Raw genomic sequence first — 18285 nt, 5'->3', positions numbered from 1 at the left:
ACTACCGGTTGAACGAGAAATCAAGCACGCTAAAGGGTCTTTATGACAGTTTCGTTACGCCAGACCATTAAAGGAAACCTGCTAAAAACCCCGAAAAAACGCGAGCGGGCCGGAAGGCCCGTGGCAAACGTTTTCCTTTGGCTTTGACCGTCATTTGCTACACTTGATCGACGAAACGACTCCTGCGCCACAATTACAACAAGTGCAGGTTATACATCGCGGGATGTGAAGTTGTGCGGAGGTGTCATCATGCTCGAGTCTTCCGATTTCCGGAGCAAAAAGCTGGTGCTCAATCATGGAGGCGGTCGCATGCCCGCACTCGGATTTGGCACGCTGATTCCCGATCCCGCTGTCACTATCAGCGCTACCCGAGACGCGCTGGAAGCGGGCTATCGACACCTGGACTGTGCCGAGCGATACCGCAACGAGCGCGAGGTGGGCGAAGCGCTGCGCGCAGCGCTTGCCGCCGGAGGAGTCGCGCGCGAAGACATCTTCGTGACCACAAAATTGTGGAATTCCAATCATCGGCCCGAGCGAGTCGAACCGGCTTTCAACGCAAGCCTTGAAAGGCTCGGCCTCGATTACCTTGATCTCTATCTGATCCACACTCCGTTTGCATTTCAACCGGGAGATGAGCAGGACCCGCGCGATGCGAACGGTAATGTCATCTACGACAAAGGCGTGACTTTGCTGGACACATGGGGCGCGATGGAAAAGCTCGTCGACCATGGAAGATGCGGGGCTATCGGACTATCTGACATCGGTCTGGACGAGTTACGGCCGCTCTATGAATCGGCACGAATCAAGCCAGCGGCGGTACAGGTGGAAGCACATCCGTATCTCCCGGAAACCGAACTCCTGGAGTTCTGCAAAGAGCATGGGATCGTGTTTTTGGCCTTTGCGCCACTAGGTCACGGAATCAGGCCGGGACCGCTCGAGGATCCGGTCATTTCGCAGATTGCCGCGCGAACTGGAAAGACGCCAGCCCAGGTACTGCTTGCGTGGGCAATCCAACGTGGTGGGGCTTTGCTTACCACCCCGAAAACTGCAGCACGCGCGCAAGAGAATCTGGATGTTTCCGCACTTCCCGAAGACGCGTTCGACGAGATTAACCGGATTGAGACGCGGCAGAGGTTCAACGAAGTCGTCAAGACCGGTAGCCCGGGTTTCATTCCGCGCCGCACGCAATAAACGAAGGCGACTTCCAGGTCATCGAATACGCTATTCGTACCAGCCAGATCGCGTGACGTGGCGTGGCCTCGCGGTGAGATTTGCGGCGTTATACTTTACTAACGCCCGACAACACGCGTCATCGCTCCCTTTTCCATGACTGAGTATGCCCAGTTCCAGCAAGTGTCCGAGATACCCGGCCTGGTGCTGAGTACCGCACGCTTCACGGATTTCAGTTTCGACCGCCACTTCCACCTCGATTTACATGTGGGGCTGGTGACGGACGGGGTTCAGCGCCAGAGGGTTAACGGAAAGGCTGTCCTGCACGGACCCGGGACAGTGGTTCTGATGCCGCCAGGCGAGATCCACGATGGCGTCACGGCAGATGGCAGCCAATCCACGCTCAGGACATTCCGCCTTTCACAGGAACTCCTCGCCAGCGTGGCAGAGGAAATCGGCGGCCTTCACCGCACACCGGAATTCGCAGGCGCCTTACTCGAAGACCCGCTGCTAGCTGGCCATCTCCTGCGCCTGCACAATGAGATGAGGTGGTGTAACGCTGCGAGCAGTCTTGAGATGCAGACGGAATGGCTCACGTTGCTGGAACGTCTGTTGAGCCAATCGCGCACGATCGTGCCTGAAACGGTACGCGGCTCGCTTTCGCGCATTCAGTGGGAACGCGTCAAAGATTACTGCTTCAACCACCTCGGCGACAAGATCACGCTGGATGAACTGGCCGCACTCTGCTCGCTCGGCAGGTTCCAGTTCCTCAAGCAATTCAAGCAGACCGTCGGGATGACGCCCCACGCGTGGTTGCTCCGTCTTCGTCTCGAGCGAGCTTGCGCGCTTTTGTCCCGAAGCTCACAGGCAATCGCAACCGTCGCTCAGGAAGTCGGATTTTACGATCAAAGCCATTTCAATCGCGCTTTCCGTCAGGCCTACGGCGCCGCGCCGTCGAACTACAGGGCCTGAAGCGTGCCCACGGCTTGACGATCGATCAATTTTTTACAAGTCCAGCAACCTCACTCGACATACGATGCGCCAATCAGGGAGGAAGTTCTCCGCCCGTCGAGTTAAGGAAACGACAATGGACAGTAGTAATCGGTCGCACGGCGCCCGGACGCCGGCTATGGGATTCACGAGCGATAACATCGCGGGCGCGTCGCCGGAGGTCATTGAAGCCATCTTGGCGAATAGCACCGGGCAAGCGAGCCCATATGGAGCAGATGACCTCACGGCTCGCGTCGAACATAAGTTGAGCGAAATCTTCGAGCGCGAAGTCGACGTGTTTCTGGTGCCCACCGGCACCGCCGCCAACGCGCTGTGCCTGAGCGCGATGACGCCACCGTGGGGCAACATCTATTGCCATCCGGCGAGCCATATCAACAACGACGAGTGCGGCGCGCCCGTGTTCTATGCGAATGGCGCGAAGCTGGTCGCGGTGGACGGCCCATCCGCGAAGATCGACCCCACAAGTCTTGGTAGCGCGGCTCGCGTGAAAGTGGGTGACGTCCATTCGACGCAACCATCGTGCGTCAGCATCACACAGGCGACGGAAGAAGGAGGCGTTTACACCCTCGACGAGATCGGAGCGCTGGCGGAGGTCTGCAAGACATCCTCCATCAAACTTCATATGGATGGCTCGCGATTTGCCAATGCACTGGTCTCGCTGGGCTGCTCGCCTGCGGAAATGACATGGAAAGCCGGGGTCGATGCCTTGTCGTTCGGTGCAACCAAGAACGGTGTGTTCGCAGCGGAAGCGATCGTGCTGTTCGATGCATCCCTTGCGCCCGAAATGGGCTACCGCCGCAAGCGTGCGGGCCATCTGTTCTCGAAGATGCGCTTTCTTTCGGCCCAGATAGACGCATACTTGACCGACGATCTCTGGTTGCGCAACGCACGCCAGGCCAACGACGCTGCGCAGCGCCTGATCCAGGGACTCGCGGGGTTGAGCGGCATCGAAGTGCTCGGCGAGCCCGAGGCCAACATCGTGTTTTGCCGATTGCCGTCAGCGGTGATCGAGTCGCTACTTCAGGCAGGATTCAAGTTTTATTACGATCGCTGGAAAGCCAACGTCGTCCGCTTCGTGACGTCGTTTTCTACCACGGCTGAGGATGTCGACAACCTGCTTGCGCATGTGACACGTCATTACGCGGGTCGATGATGATTGTGCGAAGACGGACAACGGATTTCATGGCCGCCTACCAAGGCTCTCGCCGAAGATACGGCCACTCGCGCTGCCAACGCGCGGCTTTCTCTTCGTACACCTCAGGTATCCAAAGTGCGTGATTGGGCCTCAATATGCCGTCGAACAGAGACGTCAGGCCAAAAGGCGCATAGACTTGAAACTCTCCTTGCCGGCGCTTGACCCCAACCGCAGTCGTCGCGCACGGAAATCGATCTATGCCATCCGAAGCCCTATTTACAGGGCCAAACGGGATTCCAAACTTCTGCCCATACCAAAGTGGAACACGCGCTTGATTGCGTACCTGCACCTCAACGGGGAGGTCGGCGAATATGCGACTCGCATTGCCAATGACCTCGTTTTCCGCATCCCATGACGTATCCGGATCGTAGTAGAACAGGTCGTAATCCCGAATGCCTACATGGATATCTCGTGCGCAAGCAATATTCCAAACGGATTGCGCAATGCAGCCAGCCGTCAGCCACCAATCCTCAAAGCCGAGTTGTACCGCCCGATCAAGAATTAGCGAGTTCCATTGATTCGCTCTCGTAACCTGAATCAAACGGTGCTCCAGGGTCGCACTCATTTGATAGTTCGTTCCATGACGATGACTTCGCCGGTGAATCGCTGATTGGTCGTGCGACGGATCTCTTCAAAGCCCTCACGCCGCCAGAAAGCTAATCCACCCGGGTTCGTTGAAATGGCTGCGAGCTGCAATCTGCGGTAACCCCACTCATGCGCCATCGCGTCTATCAACGCCAATGCGCCTGTGCCGTGACCTCGACGCTGCTGCGCTTCAGAAAAGAACAGCAGCCCGATCCACGCACAGTCATCAGTCGGATACGCGCGAATCACGTCAGCACACCCGATCATCTCCGACCCAACATAGAAGCCGAACACCGATTTGTCCGCCACATCCTTGGCGTCCGGTTTGCCATAGAAGAAGTCCTCGACATCTTCTGCAGAGGGCAAACGACCTTCAACCAGTTCGGTGTACGAGGGCGATTCCAGAAAAATGCGCAGCACATTGGCGCGGTCGTCGTGCGACTCGTTGGCGAGCCGGCGGATTGTTAGCATCAGGTGAACCGTCGAAGTGAGAGCGGTAATTCTAAATGCAACAAAAGGGCGGTGCTCAGTCGTATGAGATGATACCGACACGCTCATACTTCCGTACCGCTATGCCATCGTCCAGCGTAACAGGCGCCAACCCTCTTCCGCTGAACAGCGTCGTCAGCATACTTGCTTCGATGTTCTGCTTTGCTGTGGTGGATGCATTGGCGAAGACGGTTGCGCTGCAATATCCGGCTAATGAAGTGACATTCTTCCGGATGCTGTTCGGCCTGGTGCCGGCAGTGGCGATGTGCTGCCGGGGTCGCATTTCACTAGCTGAGCGTTTGGCCAATATCGATGTCAAAGGTCAGACTCTGCGTGCGCTTACGCTTCTCGGCGCTTCAGGATTCTTCTTTGCCGGTTTGCCTTACGTTCCATTAGGCGAAGCGGTGGCGCTCGCGTATTCGGAGACGTTGATTGTCATCCTGCTCGCGCCGCTGATCTTGAGAGAGCGGTGGACAGCAAGCGGAGTTGCAGCAGCGCTCGTTGGATTCTGCGGTGTGCTGCTCGTGGTGCGTCCGGGCGGCGGTCCTTCGAGCTGGCTCGGTCCGACGTTCCTGCTCCTGAGCGCCTTCTTCGGTGCGTTATCTATCGTTCAGATCAAGCGCATACGGTCTACCGACGATTCGGCGACAACGGTTCTGTTTTTCACTCTTGTTGGGACGTTTGTTACCGGCTTTACCCTCGTAATCGGCTGGCGAACGCCGTCCGTGGAGGCGCTGTTGGTCATGGCACTCCTCGGTGCGTTCGCGACCGCAGGACAACTCCTGATGACGGTCGCCTTTCGCCAGGCGGACACTGGGAAGCTTGCGCCGTATAACTATACGAGCATCGTATGGGCGGCGCTGTTCGGTTACGTCATCTGGGGCGAGACGATTCAACCGCTGTCGTTCGCGGGAATTGCGCTCATCGTTGGAAGCGCTATTGCGGTCGCGGCGCGGCGGAAAGATAAAGAGGGGCCGCTGGCTTGAATGGGGCACCTAGCCGCCTCGCACTAACTCACAGGGAACATCGCAATGTTGATTGCTTTCGGAGGTCTGCCGGGAACCGGAAAGACGACGATCGCGCAAGCGCTCGCCCGCAAACTCGCCGCGGTATATCTACGCATTGATACCTTGGAACAGGCACTTATCGCATCTGGGGACGCCGGCGCGGATATTGGACCTGCCGGCTATCTCGCGGCATATGCGGTCGCGGCCGACAATCTACGCCTCGGCCTGACTGTCGTCGCAGACTCGGTCAACTCGTTGCATATTACGCGTAGCGCATGGAGAAACGTTGCGCTCGAGGCAGATGTGCCGATCTTCGAGATTGAGGTAATTTGTTCGGATGCCGCGACGCACCGTCAAAGAGTCGAGGGACGAAACGCCGGTATTCCCGGTCATAAGCTACCGACATGGAAAAACGTACTTGAACGTCAATACGATCCATGGGAATCGGAACATCTCGTAGTCGACACGGCTAACGTTTCGATTGAGCAGGCTGTCGAGACCATCGTCAGTCGTCTGTCGATGCCGCCTCAGAAAATTTAAATTCCTCGTCGCACGAATGGATTCGCATTTTCGATCACGCAAGACCTATCGACGCAACTCGCCCGGCCCTTTCCCCGTCCACCGTTTCAGCGCCCGCCGAAAATTCGCAGGGTCGCTGAACCCGAGCAACATCGCGATATCGTCGGTGCTCATACTGGTCGTCTTCAGATACTCGGTCGCGAGCGAGCAACGTACGTCATCAACAATCGCCACAAACGAAGTGCCCTCAGCTTCGAGACGCCGCCGCAAGGTCCGGCTGGTCATCTTCAACGCATCCGCGACGACTTCCATGCTCGGAAACTCGCCGGGCTTACGCATCAACACCTGATAGACCTCACCCGAAACACCCACCGAAGTCTTCGCCTGGCCAATCAACCTGTCACACGTTTCCTGCAATAGCGTCGCCGTTAGCCGATGCGCTAGCTGAGGCTTTTGTTCAAGGATGCCACTGTCGTAATGAAGCTCGCATTGCGGTTGATCGAAGTAGCACGGACAACCCAGGTACTCCGAATAGATGTCCGCGTGCGCGGGCGCCGGATACGCAAAGCATGCCTTGGTCGGTGGGCAGGTGTGACCGGCAACGTCCTGTAAATGGGTCACGTGCTGCGTGAACTGTTGCTCGATCAGGAACTGACCCAGCTCGCGTGAGGGCGTGGAGATAAACGCATCGGGAAACGTCCAGATGCCCTCGTCGGCATACTCGGTCCATTCGATGGTGAGCGTAGGTGTCGCAAGCCGGTGGTACTTCACGCCGAGCCGGAAATAGTCGCGCAGGGAAAGGCAGGACATCAGCGCATAGCCGTACATCCCGTAAGCGGACAGGTGCAATCGCGACCCGGTGATAAACGGCGTCGCGGAACTGCACCCCAACAAGATCGCATTTCTGCAGACAGCAACGTATTGCCGGACCGAAGTCAACGCCGAGGCGTCGTAAATCTTGTCGGCGTCGACCCCGCTGTCTTTCAGGCTCTGTTCGGGCGCAATGCCCTGCTCACTGAGCACTTCGACCAGCGCGGCGATCTTGTAAGGCGCGTAGATGCGCTCGTTCAGTAACGGCAGTTTCGATGACACCGCTTCACCTCAGAATGTCCTGCAACCACATCCAGCTGTCCGAAAATGACCTTACGGGCGCAATCGTATCCCACTAGTATCGATATCACAACAGGCCACTCCATCGATTGGCCAGCCAACGATTCTGGAGACACGCTTGCTCAATCGCAAAGTCATCATTTCATGCGCGATTACCGGTGCAACGCATACGCCGTCGATGTCTGAATATCTGCCGTTGACGCCATCGCAGATTGCATCTCAATCGATCGAGGCTGCCGAGGCCGGCGCCGCAATTCTCCATCTGCACGCGCGCGACCCCAGCGATGGCCGCCCGACGCCATCGCCCGATGTGTTCAGGCAATTCGTGCCGGCAATTGTCGAAGCGACCGATGCGGTTATCAACATCACGACCGGCGGCAGCACCAAGATGACACTCGCGGACCGGCTCGCCTATCCGCGACTCGCCAAGCCGGAGATGTGCTCGTTGAACATGGGCTCGATGAACTTCTCGATTCACCCGATCGCCGCGAGAATCTCGTCGTGGCGATACGACTGGGAGAAGGACTACGTCGAAGGGATGGAAGACACGATCTTCCGCAATACCTTTAAGGACATCAAAAGCATCCTGCTCGAACTGGGCGAGCACGGCACGCGTTTCGAGTTCGAATGTTACGACGTCGGTCACCTGTACAACCTCGCACATTTCGTCGATCAGGGTCTGGTCAAACCACCGCTTTTCATTCAGTCGGTGTTCGGGATTCTCGGTGGAATCGGCGCCGAGCCGGAGAACATGACAGTCATGCGCGCCACGGCAGACCGTCTTTTCGGGCGCGAAAACTACCAGTTTTCAATTCTCGGCGCAGGCCGCCATCAAATGGCTTTCGTGACGATGGGCGCGATCATGGGTGGAAACGTCCGGGTCGGCCTGGAAGATAGCGTCTTTCTTTCGAAGGGCGTGAAAGCCGAAACAAATGCTCAGCAGGTGCGCAAGATTCGACGCATTCTCGAAGAGCTTTCCTTCGAGATCGCTACACCAGCAGAAGCGCGACAAATGCTTGGTCTGAAAGGCGCTGACAAGGTCAACTTTTGAGCGCGGCCTTTTAGCAGTAGCAGTAGTTGAATGCAGCAGTGTGCCGGCGTCGGAGATCACGCCGATCGTTCAGAGCTAACAAAAACAACGATGAACAATCATCCCCGGAGGAGACATCATGGCAACCCCAACAACGGGTGGCAGCAGTAGCGAACTACACCGCGTCGCGACGCATAAGGCGATGTTGCGGCTGATCCCGCTCATGTGCGCGATCTATTTCATGTCGTACCTCGATCGCACGAACGTGTCGCTAGCGAAGGCACGGCTTGCTGCCGATCTGGGCATCAGTGCCGCCGCATATGGGTTGGGTGCAGGCATTTTCTTCATCGGATATGCACTGCTCGAAGTGCCAAGCAATCTTGCAGCTCATCGAGTCGGGCCGCGCCGCTGGATAGCGCGAATTGCGGTCACATGGGGCGCACTGTCCGCTGCGATGATGTTCGTGCAGGGCGAATGGTCGTTCTATACGATCCGCGTGTTGCTCGGTATCGCCGAAGCGGGTCTGTTTCCCGCGCTGATGTACATGGTGACGCTGTGGTTCGCGCCGAAAGACCGTTCGGTGGCTGTGGGGTGGATTTACGTCGCGCCTGCTCTTGCACTGGTAATAGGCAATCCGGTGGGCGGCGCCTTCATGCAGATGGACGGCTTCGCCGGCCTGCACGGATGGCAGTGGCTATTTCTACTCGAAGGACTCCCTACGATCGTCGTCGGCGTGATTCTGTGGTTCAAGCTGCCGGAGAAACCGTCGGACGCGCGCTGGTTGTCGAATGACGAAGCGCGGATTCTCGAGGCACGCGCAATTCCGGATGCCGCACACGCCAGCATCTTTTCAGACGATTGGGTCGCAGCGTTGAAAAGCCCCGCTACCGTGCTTACCGGGCTAATCTATTTCCTGAATCAGGTGGCGTTTGTCGGTCTCGTCTTCTTCACTCCGGCGATGATCCAGCAAATGCACGTGAAGTCTCCGTTAATGATTGGGGTGCTATCGAGCAGTGTCGGCATCGGCTTTCTGCTTGGTGTCCTGATACTGCCGCGCATTCATCGCCGGGTGACCCATGATTGCATCTATCTCGCCGTTTTGACCGCCGGCCTGATTGTCAGCGCGATCCTGTTCATCTCGTCGGACTGGCTGCCGGTGCAACTTGCCCTCTTCGTCGCGACGGCTTTCTTCGCAGGTGGTGTGTTGCCTTTGTACTGGGCGATTTCGATGAAACGGCTGCACGGCATTCAGGCCGCCGCAGGATTGGCCTTTATCAACACCCTCGGATTGACTGGCGGATTCGTAGGTCCGTATCTTTTCGGACTGGCGGAAAGCGCATCCGGGAAAAGTGCGTCAGGCTTTTCGGTGATCGTCGGCGCGTCGGTTCTGGGACTTATCATCGTGCCAATGCTGGCAAAAGCGATCCAGTCCGAAGGGCGTACGGCCAGTCTGAGCGAACCCCTGTTGAATGTAGAACAATGAGCCTGGGACCCGCATCGCATCGCGTTGAAGCGATGCGCGTTACCCCGATGATCAACGCTCACCATCAAGGAAATGTATGAGGACAGCTGACCTTCTCAAACCGTCCCCCGGACTTCGCGTATTGATTTCGGGCGCAGCGACTGGCATCGGCGCTGCGATCGCGCAGGCGTTTCTGGAAGTGGGTTCCAACGTCTACATTTGCGACATCGACCCCGCAGCCGTCGACAAGGCGAAAACCGACAATCCGCAACTCCATGTAGGCATTGCTGACGTTGCAGACCGTGAACAGGTGGACCGGATCGTCGACGACGCACACGCCAAACTCGGCGGCCTGGACATCCTCATCAACAACGCGGGAATCGCCGGACCGACCGGGGCCGTGGAAGACATGGACGCGGACCAATGGGACCGCACCATCACGACGAACCTCAACAGCCAGTACTATTTCCTCAGGAAAGCGGTGCCGGTGCTAAAGAAAACATCGTCGGACCCGTGCATCATCGCGATGTCTTCGGTGGCGGGACGACTGGGCTATCCGTATCGCACGCCTTATGCGTCCACCAAATGGGCCATCGTCGGCCTGGTTAAATCTTTGGCAATCGAACTTGGGCCGAACAACGTGCGCGTCAATGCGATCCTGCCAGGCGTCGTCGAAGGGGAACGCATGAATCGCGTCATCTCCGCGCGTGCGGATGCTCTCGGCGTCAGCTTCGACACGATGAAAGGCGAATACCTCGAGAAGATCTCGCTTAGACGCATGGTGACAGTCCAGGACATCGCCGCGTTGACGCTCTTCCTGGCGTCGCCCGCAGGCCGCAACATCTCGGGTCAGGCAATCAGCGTCGACGGGAACGTCGAGTATCTTTGACGCCTGATCGCCCTCTATAAGCGCCTCACCGCCAGCGCGCCATCGCCTCAAAGACACCGTCACGTCTAACCAGCGCGTGCAACAGCGCCGCTGCCAGATGCAGAACGATCAGCGCAAAGAAACATAGCGCGAGGGCCCTGTGTGCGTTCCAGAGCAGTGTGTGCAAGCCGTTGCTATGCGGCAGGAACGATGGCAGACGTACCCCGAAGACCACGACGGGATAATCCGCGGCCGACAACATGCCCCATCCGATCAATGGCAGCCCGATCATCAGCAGATAGAACGCGAGATGCGAAAGGCGCGCGGCGAGTTTCATCGGTTCCGGCATCGAGGCCGGCAGCGGAGGCGCGCCATACGCCAACCTGACCACGAGACGAACCAGCGCCAGCACGAGAATCACGATACCCAGCGGCTTGTGAATAGATACCAGCGAGAGATAGTCGGGGCGGACAGTCGACACCATCCCGACACCGATAAACAACATCGCCAGAATGCAGATTGCCATGAGCCAGTGAAGCGCGCGCTGCAACGGTGTGAAGCGATCATGGATCGGATTCATGGCGTGGCTCCTGCCGCTGGGGTGTGCGGATAGTCCTTATCCTCAGCGGTCCGCCGGTCGAACGAGACGGCATAGGCGGCTGAGCGGGCGGCCGGAAACGGATCGTCCGACACGTGCATGCCTGGCGGCAGGACGGTGGGGTCAAAGTTGAGATCGCGACACGGCCCGTCAGGTTCGGGCTCGATGGCGCTCACCACCAGCGTGCCCGCTTCCACCTTGCGTCGATCCTCCGGCCAGGCCTTGGTGGGGTCGGCGGTCGGATCGCCAGGATTGGCCACGGTGATGACGAGCGTCCATCGTTGCGGCGCGTTATGCACCCGCTGCGTGATATCCGTGTCGAGGAAGCCGTCGCCACGCGCCTTCAACTGGTCAGGGGAGACAGCCTCGGGTTGCGCCGCTGGCACGAACGACCAGCGCACGGCCTGGTCCTGTCCCGCCTCATTGGTGAAGATGAAGCTATTGAGGCTGTTGTACCGCTCTTGCGCAAAAGAACCCGTCCATGGCGCGCTGCCGGCCCACGCGACGAAATTGCCGAACTCCGGGTTCGCGGCGATAAAGTTCTTCATGGCATCCGGATCGCTCTTGTCCGCCGAAGCCTTTAGCAGACCGTAGAAGGCCTGCGGCGTGGAGACCGCGAAGAACGGCGCGTCGATCATGGCGGTGCGCCATTCGCTACCATCCGGTGCGACGATGCGCAGACTGAGGCCCCGCACCCGCACCGTGGCGTCTGGCGCCTTGGGGTCCGCTGTAGCCAGATTGAAACGCCCGGTGACAGGGAACGAGCCGGCCGCGAGCATCGGCGCCCTGGAAAGCGCCGCGGCCGTGCCATTCGATTCGAAAGTGCCGGTAAAACAGATGCCCTTGGCGTGATTGCGCCGGAAGCCGAGCGCCGCGCCGCCCGGTGGCGCCAGGGCGTTGACGATCCTAGCCGGCGTCAGGCGGTCTGGCGATAGCCAACCGGCCGTAAAGGCGAAGGCCGCGACCAGCACGACCACCACGACTGCAATCAGGACCAGCGAACGCGCCGTGGACGCGTTGGAAGTCGGTCGGTCGGCCATCGATCTCTCCCGAACAGTGATTCGGCTGAGTAGAAATCTAGCAGTGCGGCGACAATAGTGCCATTGATCTGTGGACCGCGCCACGTTGGCGTGCGGGTGTCGCAGTCCGCGAACCCGCCATGAGCGGCCGGCCCGGCTAACAGACACCCCTAAGACTAGCGTCCCCGCGAAGACATCCGCATAGTATGGACAAAATTCCCGACCTTGCGTCAACCTGCGTTGACAGCATGGGCCCGTCCCTCAGCCTTCCACCTTCGACATGACCGCCGTACTCGGGTCATACCGGTAGCCCTTCTGCGCAAGTTGCTGGGCCATCGTCGCGCCGATCAGCCGTTGCTGCGCATCCCGTGCGATCAACTCGTGATCCGGCTTGAGCCGTTCCAGTTCCGACGAGAGCCGCCGTACCAGCGCAACTTCTCCGGTGCTGCGTGCATCGATGAACAAGATCTTCTCGCTAGCCTGGCCAAGCCGTTGTCGAAGCTCCTTCGCGTGCGCCACCCATTGTTCGGCATTAGTGCGCAGTTCGCTGAGCGCCTTTGCGTGGGCTTTGGCCTGGGCCGATATCTGGCGTTGCAACGCGCCAACTTCGTCCGCGCTCTCCGTGCCGTCCGATGGCGTGCCGGTTGGCCGCCCAGGTTGATCGTCTTTGGCGGCAGCATCGGCCTGCTCCGCAAGACGCTGCTCCAGTTCCGCTGCATGCCGTTCGGCCGCCTCGGCCCGCTCCCGCGCGGCAGAGGCGTCCTGCGAAAGCCGGTCCAGTTCCGCGCTAGTTGCCGTTTTCGCTTCGCTCAACGCGCTGACCTGCTTGCGGGTCTCGTCGAGTTCATCGGTGATGCGCCGCAATTCGTCGATCTGAGCCGATGCCCCATCGATTCGCGCCGCAGCGTTTTCGCGTTCCGCCGCCAGTGCCGCGCGCGCCTCGTTCAGTTCCATCTCCAGCGCGGCGAGTCGCGCGAAGCTCTCGTTCGCCTGCGAGGTGGCGGCGTCAACGCGAGAAGAGGTCGCACTGAGTTCATCAGACAGCCGGTTCGCTTCGTCATACTTCGCCTGAGAAGCGGCGCTTAGCGTTGCGACCTCCTGCCGTGCTGACTCGTACTCCTGAGTGATCCGCGCTATTTCATCGTTTTTGCTGGCAATAACCGCAGTCAATTCGTCATGTGTTCTGCGTTCATCTTCGAGCGAGGCCTTGGTGGCTTCCAGATTGCCCTCTTCCACCGACACACGCTGGGCAAGTTCCTCCACGCGAGCCTCGGCTGCCTGGGCGCGCGACGTGAGCGAGCCTGACTCCTGCAGCAACCGGTTCAGTTCGGATGACTGCGTTTGACACGTGTCGCGCAACGTCGCGACCTCCTGCCGCTGTGCATCGTATTCCTGACTAATCCGCGCTATTTCGTCGTTCTTGCCCGAGACAACCGCGGCCAACTCTTCACGCGCCCTGCGCTCTTCTTCAAGTGTCGTCTGTGTAGCGGCAAGGCTGGCCTCTTCCACCGACGCGCGCTGCATGAGCTCTTCGATACGCGTTTCCGCGGTTTGCGCACGCCATGCCAGTGAGCTTGACTCGTTTAGCAGCCGGTTCACTTCGTCTGACTTCGCCTGACAGGCATTGGTCAGCGTGGCAGCTTCCTGCCGCGCAGCATCGCGCTCCTGAGCAGTTTGCAAGACCTCATCGCTCTTGCTTGCGAGAGCCGCCGCCAACGCTTCGCGTGCCTTGCGTTCTTCTTCAAGCGAAGTCCGGGTGAGTTCCAGATTCGCCTCTTCCACCGACGCCCGCTGCACAAGTTCCTCGATACGCGCCTCGGCAGCTTGTGCACGCCACGAAGCCGCGCTCGATTCCGCTGACAACCGCTCCACTTCGTCCGACTTCGCCTGGCACGTGGCGCTCAAAGCCGCGATCTCCTGCCGTGCGTCATCGCGTTCCTGAGTGAGCCTCGCTATGTCGTCGCTCTTGCTGGAGACCACCGCCACCAGGTCTTCGCACGCCTTGCGTTCCTCGTCGAGCGACGCCTTCGTGGCTTCGAGATTCGCCGTGTCCACCGATGCCTGCTGCACCAGCTCCGCTATACGCGCCTCAGCCGACTCGGCGCGCGCTGTGGCCTCGCTCGACTCCTGCGACCACCTTTCCGCTTCCTGCGATTTCGCCTGACAGGTCTCACCCAACGTCGCAACTTCCTGGCGCGCGGAATCACGCTCCTGGCTGATCTGCACTATCTCATCGGTCTTGTTGGCGACAACTGAGGCCAATTCCTCGCGCGCTGCGCGCTCCTCGTCGAGCGATATTTTCGTCGCTTCCAGGCTGGCCTCGTCAATCGACACACGCTGTGCGAGTTCTTCGACGCGCGCCTCAGCCGCCTCGGCGCGACTCGTCGCCGCCGCGAGTTCCGAACCCAGTTGTGCGGCGGTCTGTTCCGCAGCGCTCAGCGCATTCGTCAGGGCACCAAGCCGCTCGCGCTGCGCCTCGACTTCTTCGAACATCTTTTGGTACTCAGCGTGCGCCTCGTCCCGATCCGCGAAGGCAGAATCCAGATGCTGGCCCATTACCGTCAGGCGCTGGTTAAACGCCTGCTCTGCCGTCTCCTGGGATGCGGTCCAGATCCGGGAGGCGGCGCTCATCACGGTTTCAGCGAGGCTGCCCGGCAAGCCGGTCTGCAGTTGCAGTTCGAGGGTTTTGTCCTCGCGCGCTTCGCGCCAGCGTTGCAAGGCCGCGACGATCGCAACCAGCGATCCTCCGCGAACCTCCGACCAGATCGTTACCGGGGAGACCCGTTTGCCTTCTTCGACCATGCGGTCCGCGATTGCTGCAACCTGTTCATCGGTGATTGTGTCTGCGTCCGTGGACATAAGCGCCTCAAAAATCGATGTAAGCGGGCGAAAGATAATCCGATACGTTACTACGATCAACAACGTATCCGATGAAAGGAAATAACGTTTGCCGTGAGTTTGCCTCAAAGGCCGAAAACCTTACGAATTCCCTTCTTCTTTTCACCTGATTGCCTGGTGGCTTCCTCGTCCGCCTGTGCCAGCCAGCGGCCCTGTCGAAGGGCCGACGGGCATACTTTATAGGCATACCCGCCGCACCACAAAGTCTTTTCCCTAGCCATTCCCGCCCGCCAGATCACGCATTTCTTGTCCGAAAGCGACCAAGTCGCGTGAGCGGGACCAAGCACCGGGGGCCGATAACGCAAACGGTATCGGCCCATACGGTTTGCTGATTGGAGCCAGCCGGTTTCCGTCCGTACACTGGTCGCTTTGCGCACGCGAATCCACCTCGCGTTGCACAATGCCGGAACAGACGCCGGTAACGACAATGAATGGCCGCCAAAGGCCATGCGAACGGAGACAAGCTTTGGACGAACCCAGCATTCACGTATCCGCTGCTGCGGCAGGAACCACCCGCCTCAACTACCGTTGGCATGTCGTGATCTGGCTGCTGATCGGCGGCATCATCAACTACATGGACCGCGCGAGCCTGTCGATCGCCGCGCCCGGCATGATTCACGAACTCGGCCTGACACGCACGCAGATCGGCCTGCTCGGAAGCGTGTTCGCGTGGACGTATGCCGTGATGCAATTGCCCGCAGGCTGGGTGATCGACCGCTTCGGCGCGAAGCGCGCGTACGCGCTCGGCATGATCTGGTGGAGCGTCGCGACGTGGCTAACGGGTGTAGTGGGTTCGATGTCCGGCTTGCTGGTCATGCGCGCCTTGCTTGCCGTCGGCGAAGCACCGTGTTGGCCGACCTCCGCGAAAATCACCGCGGCATGGTTTCCGGCCAAGGAGCGAGGCTTTGCGACCGGCGTGTGGGATTCGTCGTCAAAGTGGGGACCGGCGCTTGCGCCGGCCATGCTCGTCGCGCTGATGATCGCATTCGGCTGGCGCTCGCTGTTCCACGTGACAGGCGCGTTCGGCATCGCGTTTGCCCTGTTGTTCCTGATGCTGTATCGCAACCCGGTGGACAGCCGGCGTCTCTCGAACGAAGAACGCGCCTACATCGAAGCGGGTGGCGGCGGTCATGAACGCTCGCTGACGACGTCGTCAGTCAAGTGGCGTTCGCTGTTCACGCGCCGCAGCGTCTGGGGAATGATCCTCGGCTACTTCTGCACCATCTGGCTCTGGAACATCTTTCTGGTGTTTTTACCGCTGTATCTGCTCGATCGCTTTCACATCTCGTTCGCACAACTGGGCGTGTATGCGGGCATCCCGTGGGCCGGCGGCGCGGTCGGCGAGATCGCGGTCGGCTATCTGGCGAAGAAAATCGTCGATCGCCATCTCGCGGCGCCGATCGATGCCAAGCGGTTACTGATTGCCTGCTGCGCGACAGGCGCCGCCGTGTGCGCGGTCGCGTTGCCCTTCACTCACTCCCTCAACGTGACGCTGACGTTGTTTACCGTCGGTCTCGCCTTCGTGTCTGCCGTGGTTGGCTCGGCATGGGCCCTCGCAGCCGATATCGCACCGTCGTCGATGGTCGCGTCGGTGAGCGCAATCCAGAACTTCGGCGGTTACTTTGGCGGGGCTTTTTCACCGGTCGTGGCCGGGTTTATCGTCGACCGCACCGGTTCGTATGCCCTCGCCTTCATCTCGGGCGGCATCATTGCCGGCTGTGCGGCGCTGTTCTATTGGTTCATGGCCCGCCGGCCGATTATCGATGAGGGGATCGAACCCGCTGCCTGATGCCGGATAGGCGTAAATCCTGCATACTCATTCTCCATCTTCCGGGAGATCAGCCATGTCACAGTCATCCGCGGCGCGGCGCGCCGCCTTTCGCGAGGCCGTCCAGCAACGCCGCGCCCTGCTCATGCCCGGCGCCTTCAATGCAATGAGCGCACGCGTCGTCGCGGATGCCGGTTTCAGCGCGCTCTATATCACCGGCGCGGGCGTCACGAACATGTCGTTCGGCTTGCCCGACCTCGGCTTTATCGGCCTGAGTGACATTGCGGAACACACCTCACGGATTCGCGACGCCGTGGATCTGCCGCTTGTCGTCGATGCGGACACTGGCTTTGGCAACGCGCTCAACGTGCGTCAAACGGTGCGGACGCTCGAGCGGGCCGGCGCCGACGCGATCCAGCTCGAAGATCAGGTCAGCCCCAAGAAATGCGGCCATTTCGCAGGCAAGGCCGTGATTTCGACGAGCGAGATGGTCGGCAAACTACACGCCGCTGTCGACGCGCGTGAAGATGCAAATTTCCAGATCGTTGCGCGCACCGATGCATGCGCTGTTCATGGCTTCGAGGCGGCCATCGAACGCGCGCATCGTTTTGCCGAGGCGGGTGCGGACATTCTGTTTGTCGAGGCGGTCGAGACCTTCGACGAAATCAAACGCCTGCCGACCCTGTTGAGCACACCTCAGCTGATCAACATCGTGGTGGGTGGCAAAACCCCGGTCATGCCGCAGAGCGCACTCGCGGAGCTGGGGTTCGGCATCGTACTGTATGCGAATGCAGCGTTGCAGAGCGCCGTGCTCGGCATGCAAAAAGCACTTGCCGTGCTGCGCGACGAAGGCAAGCTCGACGAAGACCCGACCTTGTTGGCTCCGTTCAACGAGCGCCAGCGCCTGGTCGACAAGCCGCTCTTCGATCGCCTCGACAAACAATACGCCGCAGATAACGACTGACCGTGCACGCCTAAGCCGCGTCGTTTAGCAGCTGGTCGGCAGAGACCACAGTGCAATATTCTCCATGCAGGTTTGCGAGCGATATGGCGTGGACGTCTTCCGCGCTCCACATGCGGCCGTTCCAGGCCGCGCGGCCGAATGTAAAGCAGCCATCCTCGACAAGGTAGGTCTCGAAGCCGAGATTACCTGCCATGCGCACCGTGGCTTCGACGGAGTTATTTGTAATCACGCCGACAACTACGAGCACTCTATGGCCGCCCTCACGCAAGCGATCCTCCAGACCTGTGCCAATGAACGCGTTGTTGGTGCGCTTCGGAATAACCGGCTCCCCGGGTAACGGAGCGACTTCGGGTTTGAAATCGTGGCTCGACTGTCCAGGGCGATAGTGGGAAGCAGGCTCAAGGGAATCATGCCGCACATGCCATACCGGCCACTTCTCTTTACGCCAGCGAGTCAACAGTCGGCCGATTTGCGCCTCAGCAGAAGGGTTGTTCCGAACACCCCAGTCAGGATGATCAATCGCCTTTTGCAGGTCGATCAGAAGGAGCACGGCGCCTTGGGTCGAAGATGTGCGCATAGACCACACCCTTAA

The 18285-nt window shown here is 59.6% G+C and carries 17 protein-coding genes; 10 read left to right on the top strand and 7 right to left on the bottom strand.

Annotated elements, in window-relative coordinates:
* The first annotated feature begins 249 nt into the window (after positions 1-249).
* The 3 genes from P3T17_RS09005 (at position 250) to P3T17_RS08995 (ending at position 3334) form a co-directional block, all read left to right on the top strand.
* Positions 250-1191: an aldo/keto reductase gene (locus P3T17_RS09005; protein ID WP_429406124.1), complete on the top strand. Its 942-nt coding sequence runs from the start codon at positions 250-252 to the stop codon at positions 1189-1191.
* 135 nt (positions 1192-1326) lie between these two features.
* Positions 1327-2142: an AraC family transcriptional regulator gene (locus P3T17_RS09000; protein WP_429287336.1), complete on the top strand. Its 816-nt coding sequence runs from the start codon at positions 1327-1329 to the stop codon at positions 2140-2142.
* A gap of 115 nt (positions 2143-2257) precedes the next feature.
* On the top strand, positions 2258-3334 hold the full coding sequence (locus tag P3T17_RS08995) for a threonine aldolase family protein (protein WP_429406121.1): 1077 nt from the start codon (positions 2258-2260) through the stop codon (positions 3332-3334).
* Positions 3335-3371: 37 nt separating this feature from the next.
* Here the strand turns inward: P3T17_RS08995 and P3T17_RS08990 are convergent, their stop codons facing one another.
* Positions 3372-3941: a nucleotidyltransferase family protein gene (locus P3T17_RS08990; protein WP_429406120.1), complete on the bottom strand. Its 570-nt coding sequence runs from the start codon at positions 3939-3941 to the stop codon at positions 3372-3374.
* On the bottom strand, positions 3938-4519 hold the full coding sequence (locus tag P3T17_RS08985) for an N-acetyltransferase family protein (protein ID WP_429406119.1): 582 nt from the start codon (positions 4517-4519) through the stop codon (positions 3938-3940). The genes P3T17_RS08990 and P3T17_RS08985 overlap by 4 nt, the downstream gene beginning before the upstream one ends.
* 14 nt (positions 4520-4533) lie before the next feature.
* Between P3T17_RS08985 and P3T17_RS08980 the strand changes: the two genes are divergently transcribed.
* Together P3T17_RS08980 and P3T17_RS08975 are read left to right on the top strand one after the other, a co-directional pair.
* Positions 4534-5436, top strand: coding sequence for a DMT family transporter (locus P3T17_RS08980; protein WP_429406117.1), 903 nt, complete (start codon positions 4534-4536; stop codon positions 5434-5436).
* Between the two features lie 45 nt (positions 5437-5481).
* Complete coding sequence (locus P3T17_RS08975) at positions 5482-5997, top strand: AAA family ATPase (RefSeq protein ID WP_429406115.1); 516 nt, start codon at positions 5482-5484, stop codon at positions 5995-5997.
* Positions 5998-6042: 45 nt separating this feature from the next.
* Here P3T17_RS08975 and P3T17_RS08970 read toward each other — a convergent pair whose 3' ends face one another.
* Entirely contained in the window at positions 6043-7068 is a 1026-nt protein-coding gene (locus tag P3T17_RS08970; RefSeq protein WP_429406114.1) for an AraC family transcriptional regulator, read from the bottom strand.
* A 136-nt stretch (positions 7069-7204) separates the two neighbouring features.
* Here P3T17_RS08970 and P3T17_RS08965 point away from each other — a divergent pair, with 136 nt between their 5' ends.
* The 3 genes from P3T17_RS08965 (at position 7205) to P3T17_RS08955 (ending at position 10467) form a co-directional block, all read left to right on the top strand.
* Entirely contained in the window at positions 7205-8137 is a 933-nt protein-coding gene (locus tag P3T17_RS08965) for a 3-keto-5-aminohexanoate cleavage protein (protein WP_429287345.1), read from the top strand.
* A 118-nt stretch (positions 8138-8255) separates the two neighbouring features.
* The gene (locus P3T17_RS08960) at positions 8256-9599 is read left to right on the top strand and encodes an MFS transporter (RefSeq protein WP_429406113.1); all 1344 of its coding nucleotides are present in this window, start codon (positions 8256-8258) and stop codon (positions 9597-9599) included.
* A gap of 76 nt (positions 9600-9675) precedes the next feature.
* Entirely contained in the window at positions 9676-10467 is a 792-nt protein-coding gene (locus P3T17_RS08955) for an SDR family oxidoreductase (RefSeq protein WP_429406111.1), read from the top strand.
* Positions 10468-10492: 25 nt separating this feature from the next.
* Here P3T17_RS08955 and P3T17_RS08950 read toward each other — a convergent pair whose 3' ends face one another.
* From P3T17_RS08950 to P3T17_RS08940, 3 genes are all read right to left on the bottom strand, one after another.
* On the bottom strand, positions 10493-11026 hold the full coding sequence (locus P3T17_RS08950) for a cytochrome b (protein ID WP_429406110.1): 534 nt from the start codon (positions 11024-11026) through the stop codon (positions 10493-10495).
* Positions 11023-12084: a catalase family peroxidase gene (locus tag P3T17_RS08945; protein WP_429287348.1), complete on the bottom strand. Its 1062-nt coding sequence runs from the start codon at positions 12082-12084 to the stop codon at positions 11023-11025. The genes P3T17_RS08950 and P3T17_RS08945 overlap by 4 nt, the downstream gene beginning before the upstream one ends.
* 240 nt (positions 12085-12324) lie before the next feature.
* Complete coding sequence (locus P3T17_RS08940) at positions 12325-14922, bottom strand: DNA-binding protein (RefSeq protein ID WP_429406109.1); 2598 nt, start codon at positions 14920-14922, stop codon at positions 12325-12327.
* Between the two features lie 505 nt (positions 14923-15427).
* Here P3T17_RS08940 and P3T17_RS08935 point away from each other — a divergent pair.
* Both P3T17_RS08935 and P3T17_RS08930 read left to right on the top strand, forming a co-directional pair.
* The gene (locus tag P3T17_RS08935; RefSeq protein ID WP_429287350.1) at positions 15428-16750 is read left to right on the top strand and encodes an MFS transporter; all 1323 of its coding nucleotides are present in this window, start codon (positions 15428-15430) and stop codon (positions 16748-16750) included.
* A 55-nt stretch (positions 16751-16805) separates the two neighbouring features.
* The gene (locus P3T17_RS08930) at positions 16806-17693 is read left to right on the top strand and encodes an isocitrate lyase/PEP mutase family protein (protein WP_074267023.1); all 888 of its coding nucleotides are present in this window, start codon (positions 16806-16808) and stop codon (positions 17691-17693) included.
* A 10-nt stretch (positions 17694-17703) separates the two neighbouring features.
* Here the strand turns inward: P3T17_RS08930 and P3T17_RS08925 are convergent, their stop codons facing one another.
* On the bottom strand, positions 17704-18270 hold the full coding sequence (locus P3T17_RS08925) for a cysteine hydrolase family protein (protein ID WP_429406107.1): 567 nt from the start codon (positions 18268-18270) through the stop codon (positions 17704-17706).
* Between the last annotated feature and the right edge of the window lie 15 nt (positions 18271-18285).

Origin of the sequence: Paraburkholderia sp. GAS82 (assembly GCF_050436285.1) — a bacterium.
GTDB classification, from domain to species: Bacteria; Pseudomonadota; Gammaproteobacteria; order Burkholderiales; family Burkholderiaceae; genus Paraburkholderia; species Paraburkholderia phenazinium_B.
Note: the sequence above shows the minus strand (reverse complement) of the source record. Positions and strands in the feature narration are given on the sequence as shown.